General features: G+C 67.1%; 11 protein-coding genes. 2 read left to right on the forward strand and 9 right to left on the reverse strand.

The annotated features are described in order from the left end of the window. Positions 1 to 123, forward strand: coding sequence for a cytochrome bd-I oxidase subunit CydX (cydX, locus tag CFB35_RS14800; protein ID WP_006477761.1), 123 nt, complete (start codon positions 1 to 3; stop codon positions 121 to 123). Between the two features lie 592 nt (positions 124 to 715). Next, a complete protein-coding gene (locus tag CFB35_RS14810) occupies positions 716 to 3,202 on the forward strand; it encodes a family 20 glycosylhydrolase (RefSeq protein WP_089465165.1) in 2,487 nt (828 codons plus the stop codon). 176 nt (positions 3,203 to 3,378) lie between these two features. On the opposite strand, the gene nagE is transcribed toward CFB35_RS14810, so the two are convergent. The 9 genes from nagE to CFB35_RS14855 all read right to left on the reverse strand — a co-directional run bounded on the left by nagE (position 3,379) and on the right by CFB35_RS14855 (position 16,532). After that, positions 3,379 to 5,139 carry an N-acetylglucosamine-specific PTS transporter subunit IIBC gene (nagE, locus tag CFB35_RS14815; RefSeq protein WP_179231744.1) on the reverse strand — a complete coding sequence of 587 codons (1,761 nt, stop codon included), beginning with the start codon at positions 5,137 to 5,139 and terminating at the stop codon, positions 3,379 to 3,381. Between the two features lie 87 nt (positions 5,140 to 5,226). Then, the gene (gene ptsP, locus CFB35_RS14820) at positions 5,227 to 7,809 is read right to left on the reverse strand and encodes a phosphoenolpyruvate--protein phosphotransferase (protein WP_089465167.1); all 2,583 of its coding nucleotides are present in this window, start codon (positions 7,807 to 7,809) and stop codon (positions 5,227 to 5,229) included. A gap of 15 nt (positions 7,810 to 7,824) precedes the next feature. Continuing rightward, positions 7,825 to 8,850 carry an SIS domain-containing protein gene (locus CFB35_RS14825; protein WP_089465168.1) on the reverse strand — a complete coding sequence of 342 codons (1,026 nt, stop codon included), beginning with the start codon at positions 8,848 to 8,850 and terminating at the stop codon, positions 7,825 to 7,827. After that, complete coding sequence (gene nagA, locus CFB35_RS14830) at positions 8,843 to 9,946, reverse strand: N-acetylglucosamine-6-phosphate deacetylase (protein WP_059575606.1); 1,104 nt, start codon at positions 9,944 to 9,946, stop codon at positions 8,843 to 8,845. Before nagA ends, CFB35_RS14825 begins: the two co-directional genes overlap by 8 nt. A gap of 123 nt (positions 9,947 to 10,069) precedes the next feature. Then, on the reverse strand, positions 10,070 to 10,804 hold the full coding sequence (locus tag CFB35_RS14835) for a GntR family transcriptional regulator (RefSeq protein WP_059575605.1): 735 nt from the start codon (positions 10,802 to 10,804) through the stop codon (positions 10,070 to 10,072). A gap of 393 nt (positions 10,805 to 11,197) precedes the next feature. Further along, positions 11,198 to 12,277, reverse strand: a complete 1,080-nt coding sequence (locus tag CFB35_RS14840; RefSeq protein ID WP_060008979.1) for a fimbrial protein — start codon at positions 12,275 to 12,277, stop codon at positions 11,198 to 11,200. A gap of 115 nt (positions 12,278 to 12,392) precedes the next feature. Next, on the reverse strand, positions 12,393 to 14,864 hold the full coding sequence (locus tag CFB35_RS14845) for a fimbria/pilus outer membrane usher protein (protein WP_089465296.1): 2,472 nt from the start codon (positions 14,862 to 14,864) through the stop codon (positions 12,393 to 12,395). Positions 14,865 to 15,102: 238 nt separating this feature from the next. Continuing rightward, complete coding sequence (locus CFB35_RS14850; protein ID WP_060008973.1) at positions 15,103 to 15,879, reverse strand: fimbria/pilus periplasmic chaperone; 777 nt, start codon at positions 15,877 to 15,879, stop codon at positions 15,103 to 15,105. Positions 15,880 to 15,983: 104 nt separating this feature from the next. Then, entirely contained in the window at positions 15,984 to 16,532 is a 549-nt protein-coding gene (locus CFB35_RS14855) for a fimbrial protein (RefSeq protein ID WP_060008970.1), read from the reverse strand. Positions 16,533 to 17,185: the final 653 nt, after the last annotated feature.

Below are 17,185 nucleotides of genomic sequence, written 5' to 3' on the forward strand. Positions count from 1 at the left end.
ATGTGGTATTTCAGCTGGATTCTCGGTATCGGCGTCGCGCTGTCGTTCGGCATCGTCAACGCGATGTGGCTCGAAGCGCGGCAGAAGACGCAGGAAGCGCCCGTGCGGGCACGCCGCGACTGACGCACAGGCGCACCGGCGCACTGACGCGTGACGCGCGCGCCGATCGCGCGCCGCCACCGCCCGGAAGGGAAAGAACCTCGCTTCACGCGAGGTTTTTTTTCGTCCTGGCCGCGCGCGGGCAGGCGTCATGCATCGATGCCAATTTAGCGCCAGATTGATACCACTTGAATACCAATAAAAGGTTTCATAAGATCGTTGGACACGGCCGCTGACAGGCCGATTCCTTCTGGGTGGGGGAGACATGCGAATCCCGTGTGTGGCGTGCGCGTGCGCGCCGTGTCGACGTCCGTGTGCCGCGGCGCGCGCCGTCGTCGCGATCGCGTTCGGCCGCACGTATGCCGTCGGCCGCGGCCGCGTCGTCGTCGCGGCGGTTGCCGCGCGCCGCCGATGAATCCGCGCACGCGGCCGCGCCGATCCGATCGGCACGCATGCCCGCCTCCCGTTCCGTAACGCACGCTCCCGCGTGCCGAATGCGCGCGGTGCAGCCGCATCGCCCCGCGTGCAGGCATCTCCCGCAGCTCCACTGAAAGACCCGATCGCAGCGACGTCGCGTCACGACGCCGCCACGCCCTCTTTTTCTCAGGAGTTCGAATTGAAGCGTACCTTGCCTTCCCTCATTGCCGGTCTGCTGCTCGCGGTGCTGCCCCCCACCGCGATCGCCGCGGTACCGGCGTCGGCCGCCGCCGGCGCGACCGCCGGCGCCGCGCAAGCAGCCGCCGCGCAAGCAGCCAGCCTCGCGACGGTGCTGTCGAACGGGCTCGCGTTGCGCGTGGCCGTCGACAACAACCATGCGGCCACCGCCGGCGTACCCTGCGCCGATCTCGGCGCCGACGGCGCGGCCTGCGCGACGGGCCGCCTGATCCTGCAGAACCGCGGCCACCAGGCGATCGCCGACGGCGGCTGGAAACTCTATCTGCACAGCATCCGCCGTCTGCTGCGGATCGACCGCCCGGGCTTCGCGCTGCGGCGGCTCACCGGCGACCTGTACGAACTGACGCCGCAACCGGGCTCGGTGCGGCTCGCGCCCGGCGAGCGCATCGAGTTGCCGTTCGTCGCCGAATACTGGCTGCTGCGTTACAGCGACGTGATTCCGCGCCCGTATGTCGTCGTCGACGGCGCGCCGCCGGCCGTGCTGCGCTACAACGATACCGACAACGAACTGCGCTACGTCGAAACCCTGCCGGCCGACGCGCAGAACAATTCGACCGGCAACGCGCCGCCCGTGGCAGCACGGTCCGATCCGGGCCGCGCGCTGCCGAGCGTGAAGCGCGAACTGCCGCTGCCCGGTACGCTCGAGCTGCGCGGCGTCGAACTCGCGCTGCCGGACCTGCCGGACGCGCAGGTCGCGGCGCTGCGCGAGCGCGCGACGACGCTCGGGCTCGACGGCGCACGCGTGCCGGTTCGCGGCTTCGTCGCGCCGCGCCGGCTGCCGGCCGACCTCGCGACACCGGGCGGCTACCGGCTCGCGATCGGGCCGCGCGGCGTGCTGATCGAAGGCTACGATCGCGCAGGCCTCTACTACGGCGTGCAGACGCTCTACTCGCTCGCGCCGGCCGGCGGCGGCCCGATTCCTGCGATGCTCGTCGAGGATGCGCCGCGCTTCTCGCATCGCGGCATGCATGTCGACCTCGCGCGCAACTTCAAGCAGCCGGCGACGCTGCGCCGCCTGATCGACCAGATGAGCGCGTACAAGCTCAACCGGCTGCACCTGCATCTGTCCGACGACGAGGGCTGGCGCATCGAGATTCCCGGCCTGCCCGAACTGACCGAGATCGGCTCGCGCCGCTGTCACGACCCGGACGAGACGCGCTGCCTGCTGCCGCAGCTCGGCTCCGGCCCCGACAACCGCTCGGGCGGCGGCTACCTGACGCGCGACGACTACGTGGCGCTCGTGCGCTACGCGGCCGCGCGTTTCGTGCAGATCATCCCCGAGATCGACATGCCCGCGCACGCACGGGCTGCCGTCGTGACGATGGAGGCGCGCTACCGGCGGCTGCATGCGGCCGGCCGCGAGCAGGAAGCGAACGCGTATCGGCTGCTCGACCCGCAGGACACGACGAACCTGACGACGGTGCAGTTCTACGACCGGCGCAGCGACCTGAACCCATGCGTGCCGGGCGCGCTGAACTTCGCGTCGAAGGTGATCCGCGAGATCGCGGCGATGCACGCGGACGCGCAGGCACCGCTGCAGACCTGGCACTACGGCGGCGACGAAGCGAAGAACATCTTCCTCGGCGGCGGCTTCCAGCCGCTGAACGGCACCGACCCGAACAAGGGGCGCATCGATCTGGCCGCGCAGGACAAGCCGTGGGCGCGGTCGCCCGCGTGCACGGCGCTGCTCCAGCGCGGCGAGATCAAGTCGATCGACGAGCTGCCGACGCGCTTCGCGAAACAGGTGAGCGCGGCGGTCGACGCGAACGGGATCGGCACGATGGCCGCGTGGCAGGACGGTATCAAGCATGCGAACGGGCCGCGGGATTTCAGCACGCGCCACGTGATGGTGTCGCTGTGGGACACGATCTTCTGGGGTGCGTCGGACAGCGCGCGCGACCTGAGCGGCAAGGGCTACCAGACGGTGCTCGCGCTGCCCGACTACCTGTACTTCGACTTCCCGTACACGCTCAATCCGCGCGAGCGCGGCTACTACTGGGGCTCGCACGCGACCGACGAGTACAAGGTGTTCTCGCTCGCGCCGGAGAACCTGCCGCAGAACGCCGAAGTGATGGGCGACCGCGACGGCAACGCGTTCGAGGTGACGGGCACGGGCCCCGCGCCGCGCATCGAGGGCATGCAGGGCCAGGCGTGGGGCGAGGTGATGCGCAACGACACCTTCCTCGAATACATGACCTACCCGCGGCTGCTCGCGCTGGCCGAGCGCGCGTGGCACCGGGCCGACTGGGAGCTGCCGTATGCGGCCGGCGTGCGCTTCAAGCGCGGCGACACGCACCACGTCGACATCGCCGCGCTGCAGCGCGACTGGGCCGGCTTCGCGACGCTGCTCACGCAACGCGAATTGCCGAAGCTCGACCGGGCCGGCATCGGCTACCGGAAACCGACCTTCACGCTGACGAATCCGTGAACGGTTGAACGGCCTGGCAGTCGGCGCGACAGGCGAAGCGCGCCCACGCATCGCCTGTCGCGCATCGAGCATTGCCCGCGCCAAAGAAAAAACGGCTTGCGACGTACACGTCGCAAGCCGTTTTTCGTTTCATCCCCGGCCGGACCCGCCTCGCGGCTCCGGCCGGCTTCACCGCCTCACGCCGGTTGTGCCGCCGCCCCGCCGCCCGAGGGCGGCAGGCGCGCGCCGAGCTGTTCGGCATAGCGTGCGGCCGCGTTGCCGCAGACGATGTGGAACGTGTCGAGCGACACCCATGCGACGTCGAGTGCGCCGAGACGCTCGCGATCGACCGCCGACGGATCGCGCACGACCACGCGCAGGCGGGTGGTGGCCACCGCATCGAGCGACACGACGTTGGTCGCGCCGCCGAATACCGCGAGCCAGCGCGTCGGCTCCGGATCGAGCGGGCCGGCGGCCGCGCCCGTGACGGGCTGCGCGGCGGCGGCCGGCGCCGTCGCTGCCGCGCCGCTGCCGATCGCGGCGCGCATCTCGTCGGCGATGATGTCGGCCTCGGGCCCGATGATCACCTGCACGCTGTTGCCGCCGCGCTTGAGCACGCCGCGTGCGCCGATCGACTTCAGTTCCGGCTCCGATACCTTTTCCGGATCGACGACGCTCAGGCGCAGGCGCGTCGTGCACGCGTCGACGACCGACAGGTTGGCCGCCCCGCCGAGCGCGGCGATGTAGCGTTGCGCGCGCGGTGCGGCGGCCGTTGCAGCCGCGCCCGCGGCCGGCGCGACGAAGCCGCCCGATGGGTACGATTCCGTGGCCGCATCGGCCGAGGCCGGCTCACGGCCCGGCGTGGCCATGTTGAACTTGCGGATGAAGAAGCGGAACAGCCCGTAGTACGCGACGCCGTACGCGATGCCGAGCGGGATCGCGATCCAGCCCTTCGTCGACAGCCCGTAGTTCAGCACGTAGTCGATCGCGCCGGCCGAGAACGTGAAGCCGAGCTTCACGCCGAGGATCTGGCAGATCGCGAGCGACAGCCCGGTGAGCACCGCGTGGATCACGTACAGCACCGGCGCGAGGAACATGAAGCTGAATTCGATCGGCTCGGTCACGCCGGTCAGGAACGACGTCAGCGCCATCGAGAACAGCAGGCCGCCGACCATCGCGCGGCGCTCCTTCGGCGCTTCGTGCAGCATCGCGAGACACGCGGCCGGCAGGCCGAACATCATGATCGGGAAGAAGCCGGCCATGAAGGTGCCCGCGGTCGGATCGCCCGCGAAGAAGCGGTGCAGGTCGCCGTGCACGATTTCGCCGCCGGCCGGCGGCGTGAAGTTGCCGAACACGAACCATGCAAGCGAGTTGATGATGTGGTGCAGGCCGGTGACGAGCAGCAGCCGGTTCAGGAAGCCGAACACGAACGCACCGATCGCGCCCGCCGTCGTCAGCCACTGGCCGGCCGCGTCGATCGCATGCTGGATCGGCTGCCACACGTACCCGAACGCGATGCCCAATATCACGCACACCAGCCCCGTGATGATCGGCACGAACCGCTTGCCGCCGAAGAACGCGAGGTAGTCCGGCAGCTTGATGTCCTTGTAGCGGTTGTACAGCAGCCCCGCGACGACACCCGCGATGATCCCGGACAGCACGCCCATGTTCAGCTTGGGATCGATGTCCTTCATGATCGCGGTTTCGATCAGGTAGCCGATCGCGCCCGCGAGCGCCGCCACGCCGTTGTTGTCCTTCGCGAAACCGACCGCCACGCCGATCGCGAACAGCAGCGGCAGGTTGTCGAAGATCGCGCCGCCGGCGTCGGCGATCATCTTGATGTTGAACACGTCCGGCTGGCCGAGCCGCAGCAGGATGCCGGCGACCGGCAATACCGCGATCGGCAGCATCAGCGCCCGGCCCAGGCCCTGTATTTTCAGAAACGGATTCCCGTCCATTCGATCCTCCAATCCATGTCTCGTCGTTAAGCGTCGTTGACCTAATTGCTTTCGTAGTAAAACGGGCCGCGAGCCCGCCGTCGACGCTCAGTCGAGCGGCCAGACCTCGCGGCTTGCTGCCCTTACCGCCTGTGCCGAATCGAGCGCGAGCAGATCCTGCGCGCGCTGACGGCACAACTGGTAATCGAGACGGCGCACACGCGCCTTGATGCCCGGCACCGCCACCGGATCGACCGACAGCTCGGTCACGCCGAGGCCCACCAGGACCGGCACCGCGAGCGGATCGCCGCCGAGCGCGCCGCATACGCCGACCCACTTGCCATGCTTCGCGGCGCCGCGCACCGCGATGTCGATCAGGCGCAGCACGGCCGGATGCAGGCCGTCGGACTGCGCGGCGAGATCGGCCTGGCAGCGATCCATCGCGAGCGTGTATTGCGTGAGGTCGTTGGTGCCGATCGACAGGAAATCCGCATGCTGCGCGAGCTGGTCGGCCAGCAGCGCGGCCGACGGCACCTCGATCATCACGCCGACCTCGATCGGCTCGGTGCGGCCCTGCGCGCGCGCGAATTCGTCGATGCGCTTCCTCAGCCGCACGAGTTCGCCCGCGTCGGTCACCATCGGCAGCAGGATGCGCACCGCGCCGAACGGTTTCACCGCGAGCAGGCCCTGCAACTGATCGTCGAGCAGATCGGGGCGCACCTGCGCGAGACGGATGCCGCGCAGCCCGAGCGCCGGGTTCGGCTCGGGCGGCAGCGTCAGGTAGTCGACCTCCTTGTCCGCGCCGACGTCGAGCGTGCGGATGATCGCCGTGCGGCCCTGCAGCGCGTCGACGATCGACTGGTAGCTCTGCTGGTGCTCGACGACGGTCGGCGCGGCCTGGCGGTGGATGAACATCAGTTCGGTGCGCAGCAGGCCGACCGCATCGGCGCCGTTGTCGACCGCGGTGTTCGCGTCGTCGAGCGTCGCGATGTTCGCGGCGACCTCGATCGCGCGGCCGTCGACGGTCGCGGCCGCAACGCCTGCCAGTTGCCGGTTCGCCTCGCGCACGCCGTCCAGGCGCTGGCGCTCGTGACGCGCGCGCTCGACGTCGAGCGCGGTCGGTGCATGTTCGAGCCGGCCCGCGCTCGCATCGACGACGACCTGCGTGCCGTCCGGAATCGTGTACAGCGCATCGCCAACCGCCACCAGCGCCGGGATGCCGAGCTGCCGCGCGATGATCGCCGCGTGCGACGTCGCGCCGCCGCGCGCCATCACGAGCGCGGTCACGCGCTCGCGATCGAGCGACGACAGGTCGGACGGCGTGAATTCGTCGGCCGCGAGCACGGCTTCGTCGGGTAGCATGCGCGCCGCGCCATTCGTGTGGCCGAGCGCGCGCAGCACGCGCTTCTCGATGTCGCGCAGGTCGGCCGCGCGCTCGGCGAGCAGCGCGTCGTCGAGCTTCGACAGCGTGTCGATCTGCGTGCGGATCGTCTCGCGCCACGCGAAGCCGGCGCCCTTGCCGAGGCTGATCAGGTCGCGCGCCGCGTCGATCAGCGTCGGGTCTTCCAGCAGCACGCGATGCACCGCGAAAATCCCCGCCTCGCCGACCGCGCCGCGCGCCGACGCGTTGCGAACCGTTTCGGCGAGTTCGGCGTCGACCGCCTTCAGCGCCTGGTCGAGCCGGCGGCTTTCGGACGCGGGCGTGCCGGACGCCTGTTCGGGCGGCACGATGTCCGCATCGTCGAGACGCACCAGCGTGCCGACCGCGATGCCGGGCGCCGCGCACACGCCGGCGAGCGTGTTCGGGTCGAGCGCCGCGCCGGTGGCGTGCACGATGGTTTGCGGCGCGGGCGATTTCAGCCGCGCCGGCTTTTCCTCCACTTCGCCGTGCGCCTCGCGCAGCAGCTCGCGCTCGACCGCATCGACGGCCTGTTGCGCGTGCGCGCCGCGGCCGACCAGTTCGACCGTCGCGCCTTCGCCGGCGCCGAGACCGAGCAGACCGACGACGCTCGCGATCGACGCCTTGCGGCCGTCGAACAGCACGTCGACGCTCGCGTCGAACCCGCGCGCGGCTTCGCGCGCCCGCGCGGCCGGCCGTGCATGCAGGCCGCCCGGCTGCGCGAGCACGATCTCGCGGCGCACTTCGTTGTGCGCGGCCGCGCCGGCCTGCGCCGCCTGCGCGGCGGCTTCGCCCTTGCCGCGCAGCACGAGCAACGGCGTCTCGCCGGCCGTCGCGAAACCGCTCGCGCGGTCGACCACCTCGAACGCATCGGAATTCGCGATCGCGATCACCGACACGAGCGAATGCGCGTGACGCGCCACCGCGTCCTGGTCGAACTCGATCAGCAACGCGCCCGCTTCGACGCGTGCGCCGGCTTCGACGTGCGCGATGAAGCCCTGCCCGTTCAGCTCGACGGTATCGATGCCGATGTGCAGCAGCACTTCCGCGCCTTGCGGCGTCGTGATCGTCACCGCGTGGCCGGTGCGCGCGAGATGCGACACGACGCCCGCGCACGGCGCGACGAGCCGGCCCGCGAGCGGGTCGATGCCGATGCCGTCGCCGAACATCCCGCCGGAGAACACCGGATCGGGCACGTCGGCCAGTGCGACGATCGGCCCCGTCAACGGGCTGAGCAGGACGATCTGATCGTGGGTGGGGCTCTTCAACTGGGACTCCTCGGCGCGTCTCATCGGCTTTCTCGGCTATCAGTGCGTTTCGGTGACTTTGTTCAGGTGGCGCGGCGTATCGGGATTGCGGCCGCGCGCGACGGCGAGATCCGCCGCCATCACGTAGAACGAAAGAATGGCGGCGATCGGGTCGAGCGCCGGATGGGCGGACTGCGCGAGCGGCAGCACGGTGCCCTTTACGTCGGGCGTGCCGGGCGTGCCGGCGGGCGCCGCGAGCAGCACGGCGGCGCCGCGTGCGCGCATGTCGGCGGCGAGCTGCAGCAGCCCGGCCTGTTCCGGCCCGGGCGGCGCGAACACGAGCAGCGGATAGTCGCGGTCGATCAGCTCCATCGGGCCGTGGCGGACTTCGGCGCTCGAGAATGCCTCGGCCTGGATGCCGGACGTTTCCTTCAGCTTCAGCGCGGCTTCCTGCGCAATGGCGAGACCGAGGCCGCGGCCGATCACGATCATCCGCTCGACGCCCGCGAGCGCCGCGACGGCCGCCGACCAGTCGAGCCGGCCGGCCTGCGCGAGCACGTCGGGCAGGCCGCGCAATGCGGTGACGAGCGCGGCGTCGCGCTGCCAGTACGCGACGATCTGCGCGGACAGCGACAGCATCGCGATATAGCTCTTGGTCGCCGCGACCGACAATTCGGGGCCGGCCAGCAGCGGCAACTGGTGCTCGCACGCGTCGGCGAGCGGCGACGGCAGCACGTTCACGGCGGCGACCGTGCGCGCGCCGGCTTCGCGCAGCGCGGCCATCGTGTTGACGAGATCGGGGCTCTTGCCCGACTGGGAGAATGCGATCGCGAGCTGATCCTGCACCTTCAGCGGCGCCTGCTGCAGCGTCGCGACCGACATCGGCAGCGACGCGACCGGCACGCCGAGGCGGCTCATCGTCAGGCTCGCGAAATAGCTGGCGGCATGATCCGAGCTGCCGCGCGCGACCGTCAGCGCGACGGCCGGCGGGTGATCGAGCAATTGGCCGGCGAGCGCTTCGACGCGCGCGGTGTCGGCGAGTTGCGCGGCGACGACCTGGGCGGACTCGCGCGCTTCCTTAAGCATATTCGACAATCGATTCTCCTTCGACGTAGGTCGCGGTGAGGTTCAGGTCGCGATCGAACACCGCGAGGTCGGCCCATGCGCCGAGCTCGAGGCGGCCGCGATCGGCGATGCCGAGGTAGTCGGCCGCGTAGCGCGACATCCGGTTCGACACGTCGGCGATCGGCAGGCCGAGCGACACGAGGTTGCGTAGCGCCTGGTCCATCGTCAGCGTGCTGCCGGCGAGCGTGCCGTCGGCGAGCCGCACGCCGCCGAGGCATTTCGTCACGTGCTGGCTGCCGAGCCGGTATTCGCCGTCGGGCATGCCGGTGGCGGACGTGCTGTCGGTCACGACGTACAGGCGCGGAATCGCGCGCAGCGCGGCGCGAATCGCGCCCGGATGGACGTGCAGCAGATCGGGAATGATTTCCGCGTATTCGGCATGCGCGAGCGCCGCGCCGACGAGGCCCGGGTTGCGGTGATGCAGCGGCGACATCGCGTTGAACAGGTGCGTGAAACCGCACGCGCCGTGCTTGAGCGCGGCGACCGCGTCGTCGTAGGTCGCGAGCGAATGGCCGAGCTGCACGCGCACGCCGCGCGCGGCCATCTCGCCGATGATCTCGATGTGGCCCGCGATTTCCGGCGCGAGCGTGACGACGCGGATCGGCGCGATCGACAGGTACTTCAGCACTTCGTCGAGCACGGCCGACACGGCCGCGTCGGGCTGCGCGCCGAGCTTGCCGGGGTTGATGTACGGCCCCTCGAGATGCACGCCGAGCACCCGTGCGCCGCCCGGCGTGCGCGTGCGCGCGACGGTGCCGAGATTCGCGACGACCTCCATCAGCTCGTCGCGCGGCGCGGTCATCGTCGTCGCGAGCAGGCTCGTCGTGCCGAATTGCGCATGCGTGCGGGCGATCGTTTCGATCGCGTCGCCGCCTTCCATCACGTCGGCGCCGCCGCCGCCATGCACGTGCAGGTCGATGAAGCCGGGCAGGATGTACGGCGCGTCGTTCGTCGCGGGATCGACGGGCGTGCCGTCGAGCGTGGTGATGCGGCCGTTCTCGCTATCGAGCGAGCCGTGAATCCAGCCGTCGGGGGTGAGGATGTTGCCAGTCAGCATGACGTGTCTCTTGATGATCGGGTGACGCGGGCATCCGCGTCGCGATTGGCCAATTCGTTGCGATTCATTGCGCGCGATTGCGTTCCATCGCGATCGCGCGAGGTGCGCAGGCAGTCGCGCGCGTCAGCGTTTCAGTTCGGCGACGAAGTCGTAGTAGTCATCGCGGCAATACGTTTCGGTCACTTCGATCGCGCGCTGGTCGACGCCGTAGCCGATGCGCGTGATCACGAGGAGCGCCGAGCCCGGCTTCACCGCCATCCATTTCGCGATCGCGTGCGTCGCGTTGGCCGCGCGAAAGTGCTGCAGCGCGCGCACGACGGTCATGCCGCGCGCCTCGAGGTATTCGTACAGCGACGCGCCGAGCACCTGCGGATCGGGCACCACCGCGGCCGGCAGCGTCGAATGCTCGACCGCCATCACGATGCCGTCCGCGCGGCGCAGCCGTTCGAGCCGCGCGACCGTCGCGCCGGGCGCGAGGCCGAGATGCGTAAGCTCGTCGCGGCTCGCGGCGCGCAGCGTGCGCGACAGCCACACCGAATCGGGCACGAAGCCGCGCTGCCGCATCTTCGCGGTGAAGCCGACGAGACGCGACAGCGGATCGGCGACGCGCGGCGTGATGAAGCTGCCCGCGCCGCGCGCCCGCTTGATCAGGCCTTGCTCGACCAGCAGCGCGAGCGCACGACGCGCGGTGATCCGCGATACGCCGACCGACACCGACAGCAGCCGCTCCGACGGCAGCGCCTCGCCGGCCCGCCACGCGCCGGCGTGGATCGCGCTCGCCAGATTGCGGGCGAGCTGCAGATAGAGCGGCGTGTCGTCGAGGGGATCGGGCGCCAGTTCGGCCCAGCCGGTTTCCATGTGCCTCCGCGTGTCGGACGACGATCTCGGACCGTCAAAAGTGAATGCATTATATAACCACAATAATACCAGTCAACGAACTGGTATTAGCGCCGCGGAAACCGCCGAAAGCCTTGCACGGCAAGCGTTTTAGTAGCGGGAAAGCCTTTGTTTACAATGCGGTGCGGGATAGGGATTTACCCGAAGTGGTATGCAAGGGGACAGTTCGAAGGAGGGATTTGCTGCGTTTTTGGGCTGCGGGATCAGACCAGGATAGAACCACTTAGCGCGACTGGTATGCATCGCGCGGCGGGGGATGCGATCATGGCACCACACGTTACCGCTCACGCCGGACGAACGGGCCAGGATCGGAATGGAAGCGGCAGCGCCGAGGGTGGGGGCTGCCTATGCCGATTACTGATAACTCATCGTGAAAGTGGCAAGACCATTCGCACTGCCCGGCCCGACCTTTCCACCCTCGCCGGCATAACGGGCTTTCAGCGGGATATTCACCGTGCCGTTGCCATACTCGCCGACATACCATTGATTCGGGTTGCCCTCCGCGCTCGAATCCGCGCCATATCTGACCACGCTGCCGTCACTACGCAAGATCTGGATCCCGACTCCGGTAGCAGTGGAATCGCTCGAGAGAGAAAGCATGTCGGACCGGTTCCCCGGATTGGTGGCATCCGTCAACGTGATGTAGGTCAGCGCCTTGCCGGGCATCCCGTTGATATGTCCGGCTCCGCTACACATCAACCGGATATTGAACGGCACGGCGCTCGACGTCGCACCGCCTTCCAGGCTTCTGCCAAAAACGGTGCCCAGCGACGCCTGAATGACGGGTGTTTCGACCTTGCACGTCGGCGCGATAGGCCGGACGACGATGGGCCTCGCCAGCTTGATGTCAATGAGGCGCTGGCCATATTCCGGGATTCTTACGGCACCGACTTGCCCTACACTGCCAATAGACGTAATTGCACCGATCTTGATCAATTCGACCTTGACCATGAACTGGGTATACAACACCGCCGGCCTCAACTTCACCGAGACCGGCCAATACGCGCCGGATGAAATGTCAGCCACGGAAACCCGCGCGCCAATGCTGGGAACATTGGTGGTGTACACGTTAGGCTGGCCACCTGCTGTTCCTGACAGCTTCCCCCACGGATCAAATTGAAGAGTGAAACCGTACAACAGTTTCGTGCACCCCATCTCATGGTTCCCCGGCTGTGAGAACGCCGTGTATATCACTGTCCCGTTAGGCGAGTTGGGATCGACCTGAACGCTTCCGGGCAGGCCGTCAACAGCGAGGGTATAGAAGCCGTTCTGGTCACTCGGCAACATCACTCCATTCTTTTTGACATAACAGCCATTCACTACCGCAGCCTCGCTCGCGCTGGAAAAAATCGCCGTCGCACACAGGAGGCCGCCCGCCACGATTCTGCCAAGCTGCGGGAGCCGGCGCCCGAATATTCGTTTCGTCATCAACATTTCGCATTCCTTTACTTAAGTCGATACAGGCTGCAATTCTTGTCACGCCCCTCTGCCGCTGCATATTGGACACCGGCCGAACGCTCTCCAGCGGATTGGCCTTCCAGCGGCGAAATCACCGTCCGCACACCGCATTCGTGGTCGTCCAGGCCTTGTCGCCCGATGCGCCGCCCGATAGCGAAACGCTCATCCGGCACTGGCCGTTCGTGCCGTCGCCCCACTTCACGCGGAAGTCGCCGGCTTCGCCCTTCATGCTGCGCACGATGATGCGTCCCGCCTGCGCAACGGTGCCGACTTCCTGCCCCGTCGCATCGAACACCTGCGCGCCGAACGGCAACGGCTCGCCGTCGGCCGTCTTGCCGCGGATGATCACCGAGCGCCCGCCGCCTTCGGCCTTGAACTTGAGCCGTGTGACCGCGCCCGCCGTCGGCACCGTGTATTGCGCCGTCGATTTGAGTTCGACGCTCAGCGGCAAGCCCTTCGGATCGAGTTCGATGTCGTTTCGCGAAAACGGCTGCAGGCTCGTGACGACGGCGTGCCCCCAACGGTCGATACGCAGGCCGCTGCCGTTCAGTACACGGGCGCCGCGCGCGCCCTGCGCCTCGACGATCGCGACGGTTTCGCCCAGTTGCGGCGCAAACGCAACGCCGCCGCTGTAGGCCACGACGCCGCCCGACAGGCCCGCGCCGACCTGGCTGTAGCCCGTTCCCTTCGATGCGCTGCCGGTGACGGTGGCCAACGGCGACGCGTACGACACGTTGCCGCCCACGCTGGACGTCGCGCGCCCCGGGCCGCCGCTCGTGTTGCTGCCGTTCAGCCCGTAGCTGAACGCATCGTCGACGCCGAGCGAGCCGGATACCGATTCCTGCACCTGCACGCTGCCGTCGGAGTCGCGCTGCAGCATGGTCGACGAATACGGCGCGCGGGGGCCGCTGCCGAGCGGCACGTTGAGCGTCAGCATCATGCGGTTGTCCCACCGGCCCCGCGTCGCGTCGAGCTGGCGCACCAGCGACACGTTGTAATTCAGTTGCTTGAAGTTGTTGCTGTAGCCGGCCTGGAACTGCGTATCCCGGCCGCTCCGATTCCAGTAATCCTGCGTCGAGCCGGACACGTAGAACGAGCCATACCCGCGCGGCAAATTCTGCGTGACGGTAAGTTGCAGCCGCCCGCGCTGCACGCCGGTCGTCATCATGTGATCGTTCATGCCGCGCCCGGCGAGATCCCGCAACGTCACCGCGTCCCGCATGCTCAGGTAGCCGCTGCTCGAATAACGATAGGCCGCCATCGTGAGGTTCGTGTCGGTCGGCACGAGCAGCTTGCTGTAGGTGATTCGCACACTCTGTCCGCTGCGGCTCGGCAGGCCCTTCAGGCTCGCGTTCGCCTGCGTGATATCGAAGCCGAACGCGCCGAACGACGTGTTGAGCGCGACGCCGGCCAGGGCCGATATATAGCCTTCGCTTGCCTGCACGCCGCCATAACCGGTGATCGCGTTCGTGAAACCGTGGAGCAGCGTGCCTTCGAACATCCACGGCTTGCTGTTGAGCATCTGGCTCCGGTACTGACCCACCGTTGCGCTGAAGCGCGTGTTGCCGACCCGCAGCGCGTTGACGGGCGCTGCATAGGGCACGCTCGACACATGCTTGCTGCCGTCGGCTTCGGTGACCTCCACCTGAAGATCGCCGCCATAGCCGGTCGGATACAGGTCGTCGATCTCGAACGGCCCCGCCGCGACGTTGGTTTCATAGATGGTGTTGCCGTTCTGGCGGATCCTCACCAACGCGTTGCTCTTCGCAATGCCGTGAATCGTCGGTGCGTAGCCACGCTGCGAGGCCGGATACATCCGTTCGTCCGATTCGATCTGCACGCCGCGAAAGCCGACGCTATCGAACAGCTTGCCGTTCGTGAAGGCTTCGCCCACGACGAGCTGGCTTTTCAGTTTCGCGATCGAGCGCTTCACGTTGGTCTGCACGCTCTGATACTGGGTGCCGCCGCTGAACGAGTTGTACGATACGTTGCCGTCGTGCCGGAAACGCCACGGACCGACATTGAGCCCGGCCGTCAGCCCGACATACCCTTGCGTCGATGCCGTGCCCGCCGCCACCGAGCGGTACGCATTCGCGTTGTATTTCAAGATGGCGGCCGGCACGCCTTCGTCCCAGTAGCGTGGATCGACGTACTCGCGCGGGTTGCGCAGCATCGAAGCCTGCGGCACGCTGATGTCGAGCCGCAGCTCGCCGTTGTCGAACTGCGCGGTCGCGTCCGGCACCAGCTCCGGCAAGGTCAGGCACGCACTGGCGTCGGCAGGGCCGTCGATCTGCGCGGCCGCCTGCTCCGGCAGCCTGGACAGATCCACGCCCATGCGCTCGAGCAGCGCGCGATCGAAGCACGGTTGGACGTTATCGCTTCGGCTACCGATCTGCTTGAGCGTCACCTCCGAGCGGCCGAGCCAATGCTGGTTCACGTAGATATCCGCACGGTAGACACCGGGCGACGCGATGTTGCCCTTGCTGTAGCGGCTGACGTCGACGCGCGGCGCGCCGGGTCGCTGCAAGAATAAATCGTTGAATTCCACTTCCGCCACCTGCATGGCGGCGCCATTGCTCGCGTACGCGCCGGAGCACGAGAACAACGCGGATGCAACCAGGCTGAACGGGCGTAGCGCGGTGGAAAATGAATCTCGATTGCTTCTTTGCATAGCGAAGGCCAGTTGAAATCTCCGCGACAAAACACGCCTGGACCGCCTGCTGCGGTCTGGCAAATCGAGTACAAGCGGAGGAAATGGAAGGAGCGTGAAACCGCCGTGGCGCGGTATCAGTCGTCCGGCGTCAGTTCGTGGCAGACGTGTTGTCCGGCTTCAACGCCGCATCGCCTTCGACGGAACCGCCCCAGTCGTTCAGCACGCTGTAAAACACTTTCGCGTCCGGCGCCGCAGGAAGGTCGCTCTTCAACGGGAAAACCTTGTTGCTCATCGGGGCCACCATGCCGGCTTCGTTCGTCGGGATGGTCTTGCCGCCGGATCTCGCTTCGATCGCCGAGAACGACACGTAGTACGGTGTCGGATTGCGCGCTTCGAGAAACGGACGGCCGTCCTTGTGCGTCAGCCGCCAGCCAATTTGCCGGGGTGCATCGTTGGCCGAGCCCTTGAGCCCCGCGGGACGGTAGAACAACTTGATCCGGGTGCGGAACGCGAGTTGCAGCTTGTTCGTGTCGGCCTGATCCGCACCGGGCTTGGGCGGCACTTCCAGGACGTTGAGCCAGAACACCGACTCCCTGTCCTGCGGCTGCGGCTCGCCGGTGAACACGACACGCAGCGTCTGGCCCTTGCCGGGATCGATGCGGGCAATCGGCGGCGTGACCGTGAACGGGGCGTCGATCGCCGACGGCGCGGCCTTGATGTCGCCCGTATCGATCCATGACTGCACCAGCGCGGGAGACTTGCCATCGTCGTTCGACAGCTTGATCGTGGCCTCGGCCTCGTTCGCGTCGTATACCAGCCGGGTTCCGCCGACGACAACGGATGCCCGTGCATTCAAGGCGCCTGCGAGCCCCAACACGACGCATCCACCGACGATTAACCGTCTTAAGGATTGCTTAGTTTGCATGACCGTTATCAACTGTTTCAAATTGGTAAATAGCGCGGGAAAGATGAGACAGGAGATACCTGTCTCATCCTTAGAGATCGATAGACGGTGAAACTGCTCCGCGCTTATTCGTAGGCCATCGTGTACATGACCTGCGTGTTCGCCGGACCCGCGCCCGCCGCGCCGGTCGCGTAGTACTGAGCGTAGTACTGCAACGTTGCGCTGCCATCGACGATCGACACCTTCTTGTCGCCCTGCGATGCATCGTCGGCGCCCGCCTTGATCGGGGAATGGTCCGCGTTCAGCAGTTGAACCTGGACATTCTGGGCGGCGTCGGCGCCCTGGAGGATCAGCGTGCCGATCTCCTGGTTGGTCGTCGGGCCCGACTCGAAGAACGTGTGAACGACGCCCGTCTTCGTCGAGCAGTTGGTCAGTGCGATGGTGAACGGCGTGCGGCCCGACACCTGACCTGCGGCCGACAGCGTGCTGACGGACACCGACGGGAGCGTGACCGTGAAGTCCTTGCCGCCACCGTTGCCGCTAACCGTGCAGGTTTGCGCGGAAATGTTGCCCTTGAACGTGATGGTGCCGTCGGGCGCGGCTTGCGAAACGCCGGGCGCCGCAATCGCGGCGGCGAACGTCGCAATGGCAAGACTTGCGCGGGTAAGCTTCATAAACAGACCTCATTATGTTGATAACGTTAAAAAACGAAGGGGAATATGCACCTGCAAAACAGGCCGCGCGGATGTTTATTGCGATGGCCTGCCGCGCCGCGTATTTCCACGATTATTGTGGCAATTCATTCCTTTCAATTCCATTAGACGGGTACGAAATAATCACCATCAAATGACAAATTTAATTCACCATTTGCACCGCTGACACGAATGGGACAGGTACCAAATACTTCAATTCGAATTGAAATTAATATTAGACATTCTGGATATCTCGCTATCCTTATTAGTTATTGACTTGACGCCGACCGCAGCCGGCGTGGTCTGACACGCGGGCCGCGTACAGACCGTCGCGCGCCGCCGATGCGGGAGAAGGCCAGATGGGCATCGCACGGACATAAGGCGCGCGGCATGACTCGTCAATGGAAATCGCATCCGGCATCCGCGTTCCGCTCAGGAGCGGCGGCCGATTCGTCAGGTAATGCGCGACAGAATGCCGCGCCCCCCCCCTTATTCCAGCCGAAGTGCGTTTCGACGCAATAAGGAAGCGTAGACAATCGCGCCGAGCACGGCGGTGAACGTCGTCGGGATAGAGCCCGTTGAGCCGACTGGTATGGATCGTGCGATGAGCGGCGCGCGAGGGGCAGCCCGCGCCG

Origin of the sequence: Burkholderia sp. AU16482, from assembly GCF_002223285.1 — a bacterium.
Classification (GTDB): domain Bacteria; phylum Pseudomonadota; class Gammaproteobacteria; order Burkholderiales; family Burkholderiaceae; genus Burkholderia; species Burkholderia semiarida.

Bases quoted from the DNA above. Each gene is read 5' to 3' on its own strand.
- cydX (WP_006477761.1), top strand. From the start codon at position 1: ATGTGGTATTTCAGCTGGATTCTCGGTATCGGCGTCGCGCTGTCGTTC.
- nagE (WP_179231744.1), bottom strand. From the start codon at position 5,139: ATGGACGGGAATCCGTTTCTGAAAATACAGGGCCTGGGCCGGGCGCTG.
- ptsP (WP_089465167.1), bottom strand. From the start codon at position 7,809: ATGAGACGCGCCGAGGAGTCCCAGTTGAAGAGCCCCACCCACGATCAG.
- CFB35_RS14825 (WP_089465168.1), bottom strand. From the start codon at position 8,850: ATGCTTAAGGAAGCGCGCGAGTCCGCCCAGGTCGTCGCCGCGCAACTC.
- nagA (WP_059575606.1), bottom strand. From the start codon at position 9,946: ATGCTGACTGGCAACATCCTCACCCCCGACGGCTGGATTCACGGCTCG.
- CFB35_RS14835 (WP_059575605.1), bottom strand. From the start codon at position 10,804: ATGGAAACCGGCTGGGCCGAACTGGCGCCCGATCCCCTCGACGACACG.
- CFB35_RS14840 (WP_060008979.1), bottom strand. From the start codon at position 12,277: ATGTTGATGACGAAACGAATATTCGGGCGCCGGCTCCCGCAGCTTGGC.
- CFB35_RS14845 (WP_089465296.1), bottom strand. From the start codon at position 14,864: ATGCAGGTGGCGGAAGTGGAATTCAACGATTTATTCTTGCAGCGACCC.
- CFB35_RS14850 (WP_060008973.1), bottom strand. From the start codon at position 15,879: ATGCAAACTAAGCAATCCTTAAGACGGTTAATCGTCGGTGGATGCGTC.
- CFB35_RS14855 (WP_060008970.1), bottom strand. From the start codon at position 16,532: ATGAAGCTTACCCGCGCAAGTCTTGCCATTGCGACGTTCGCCGCCGCG.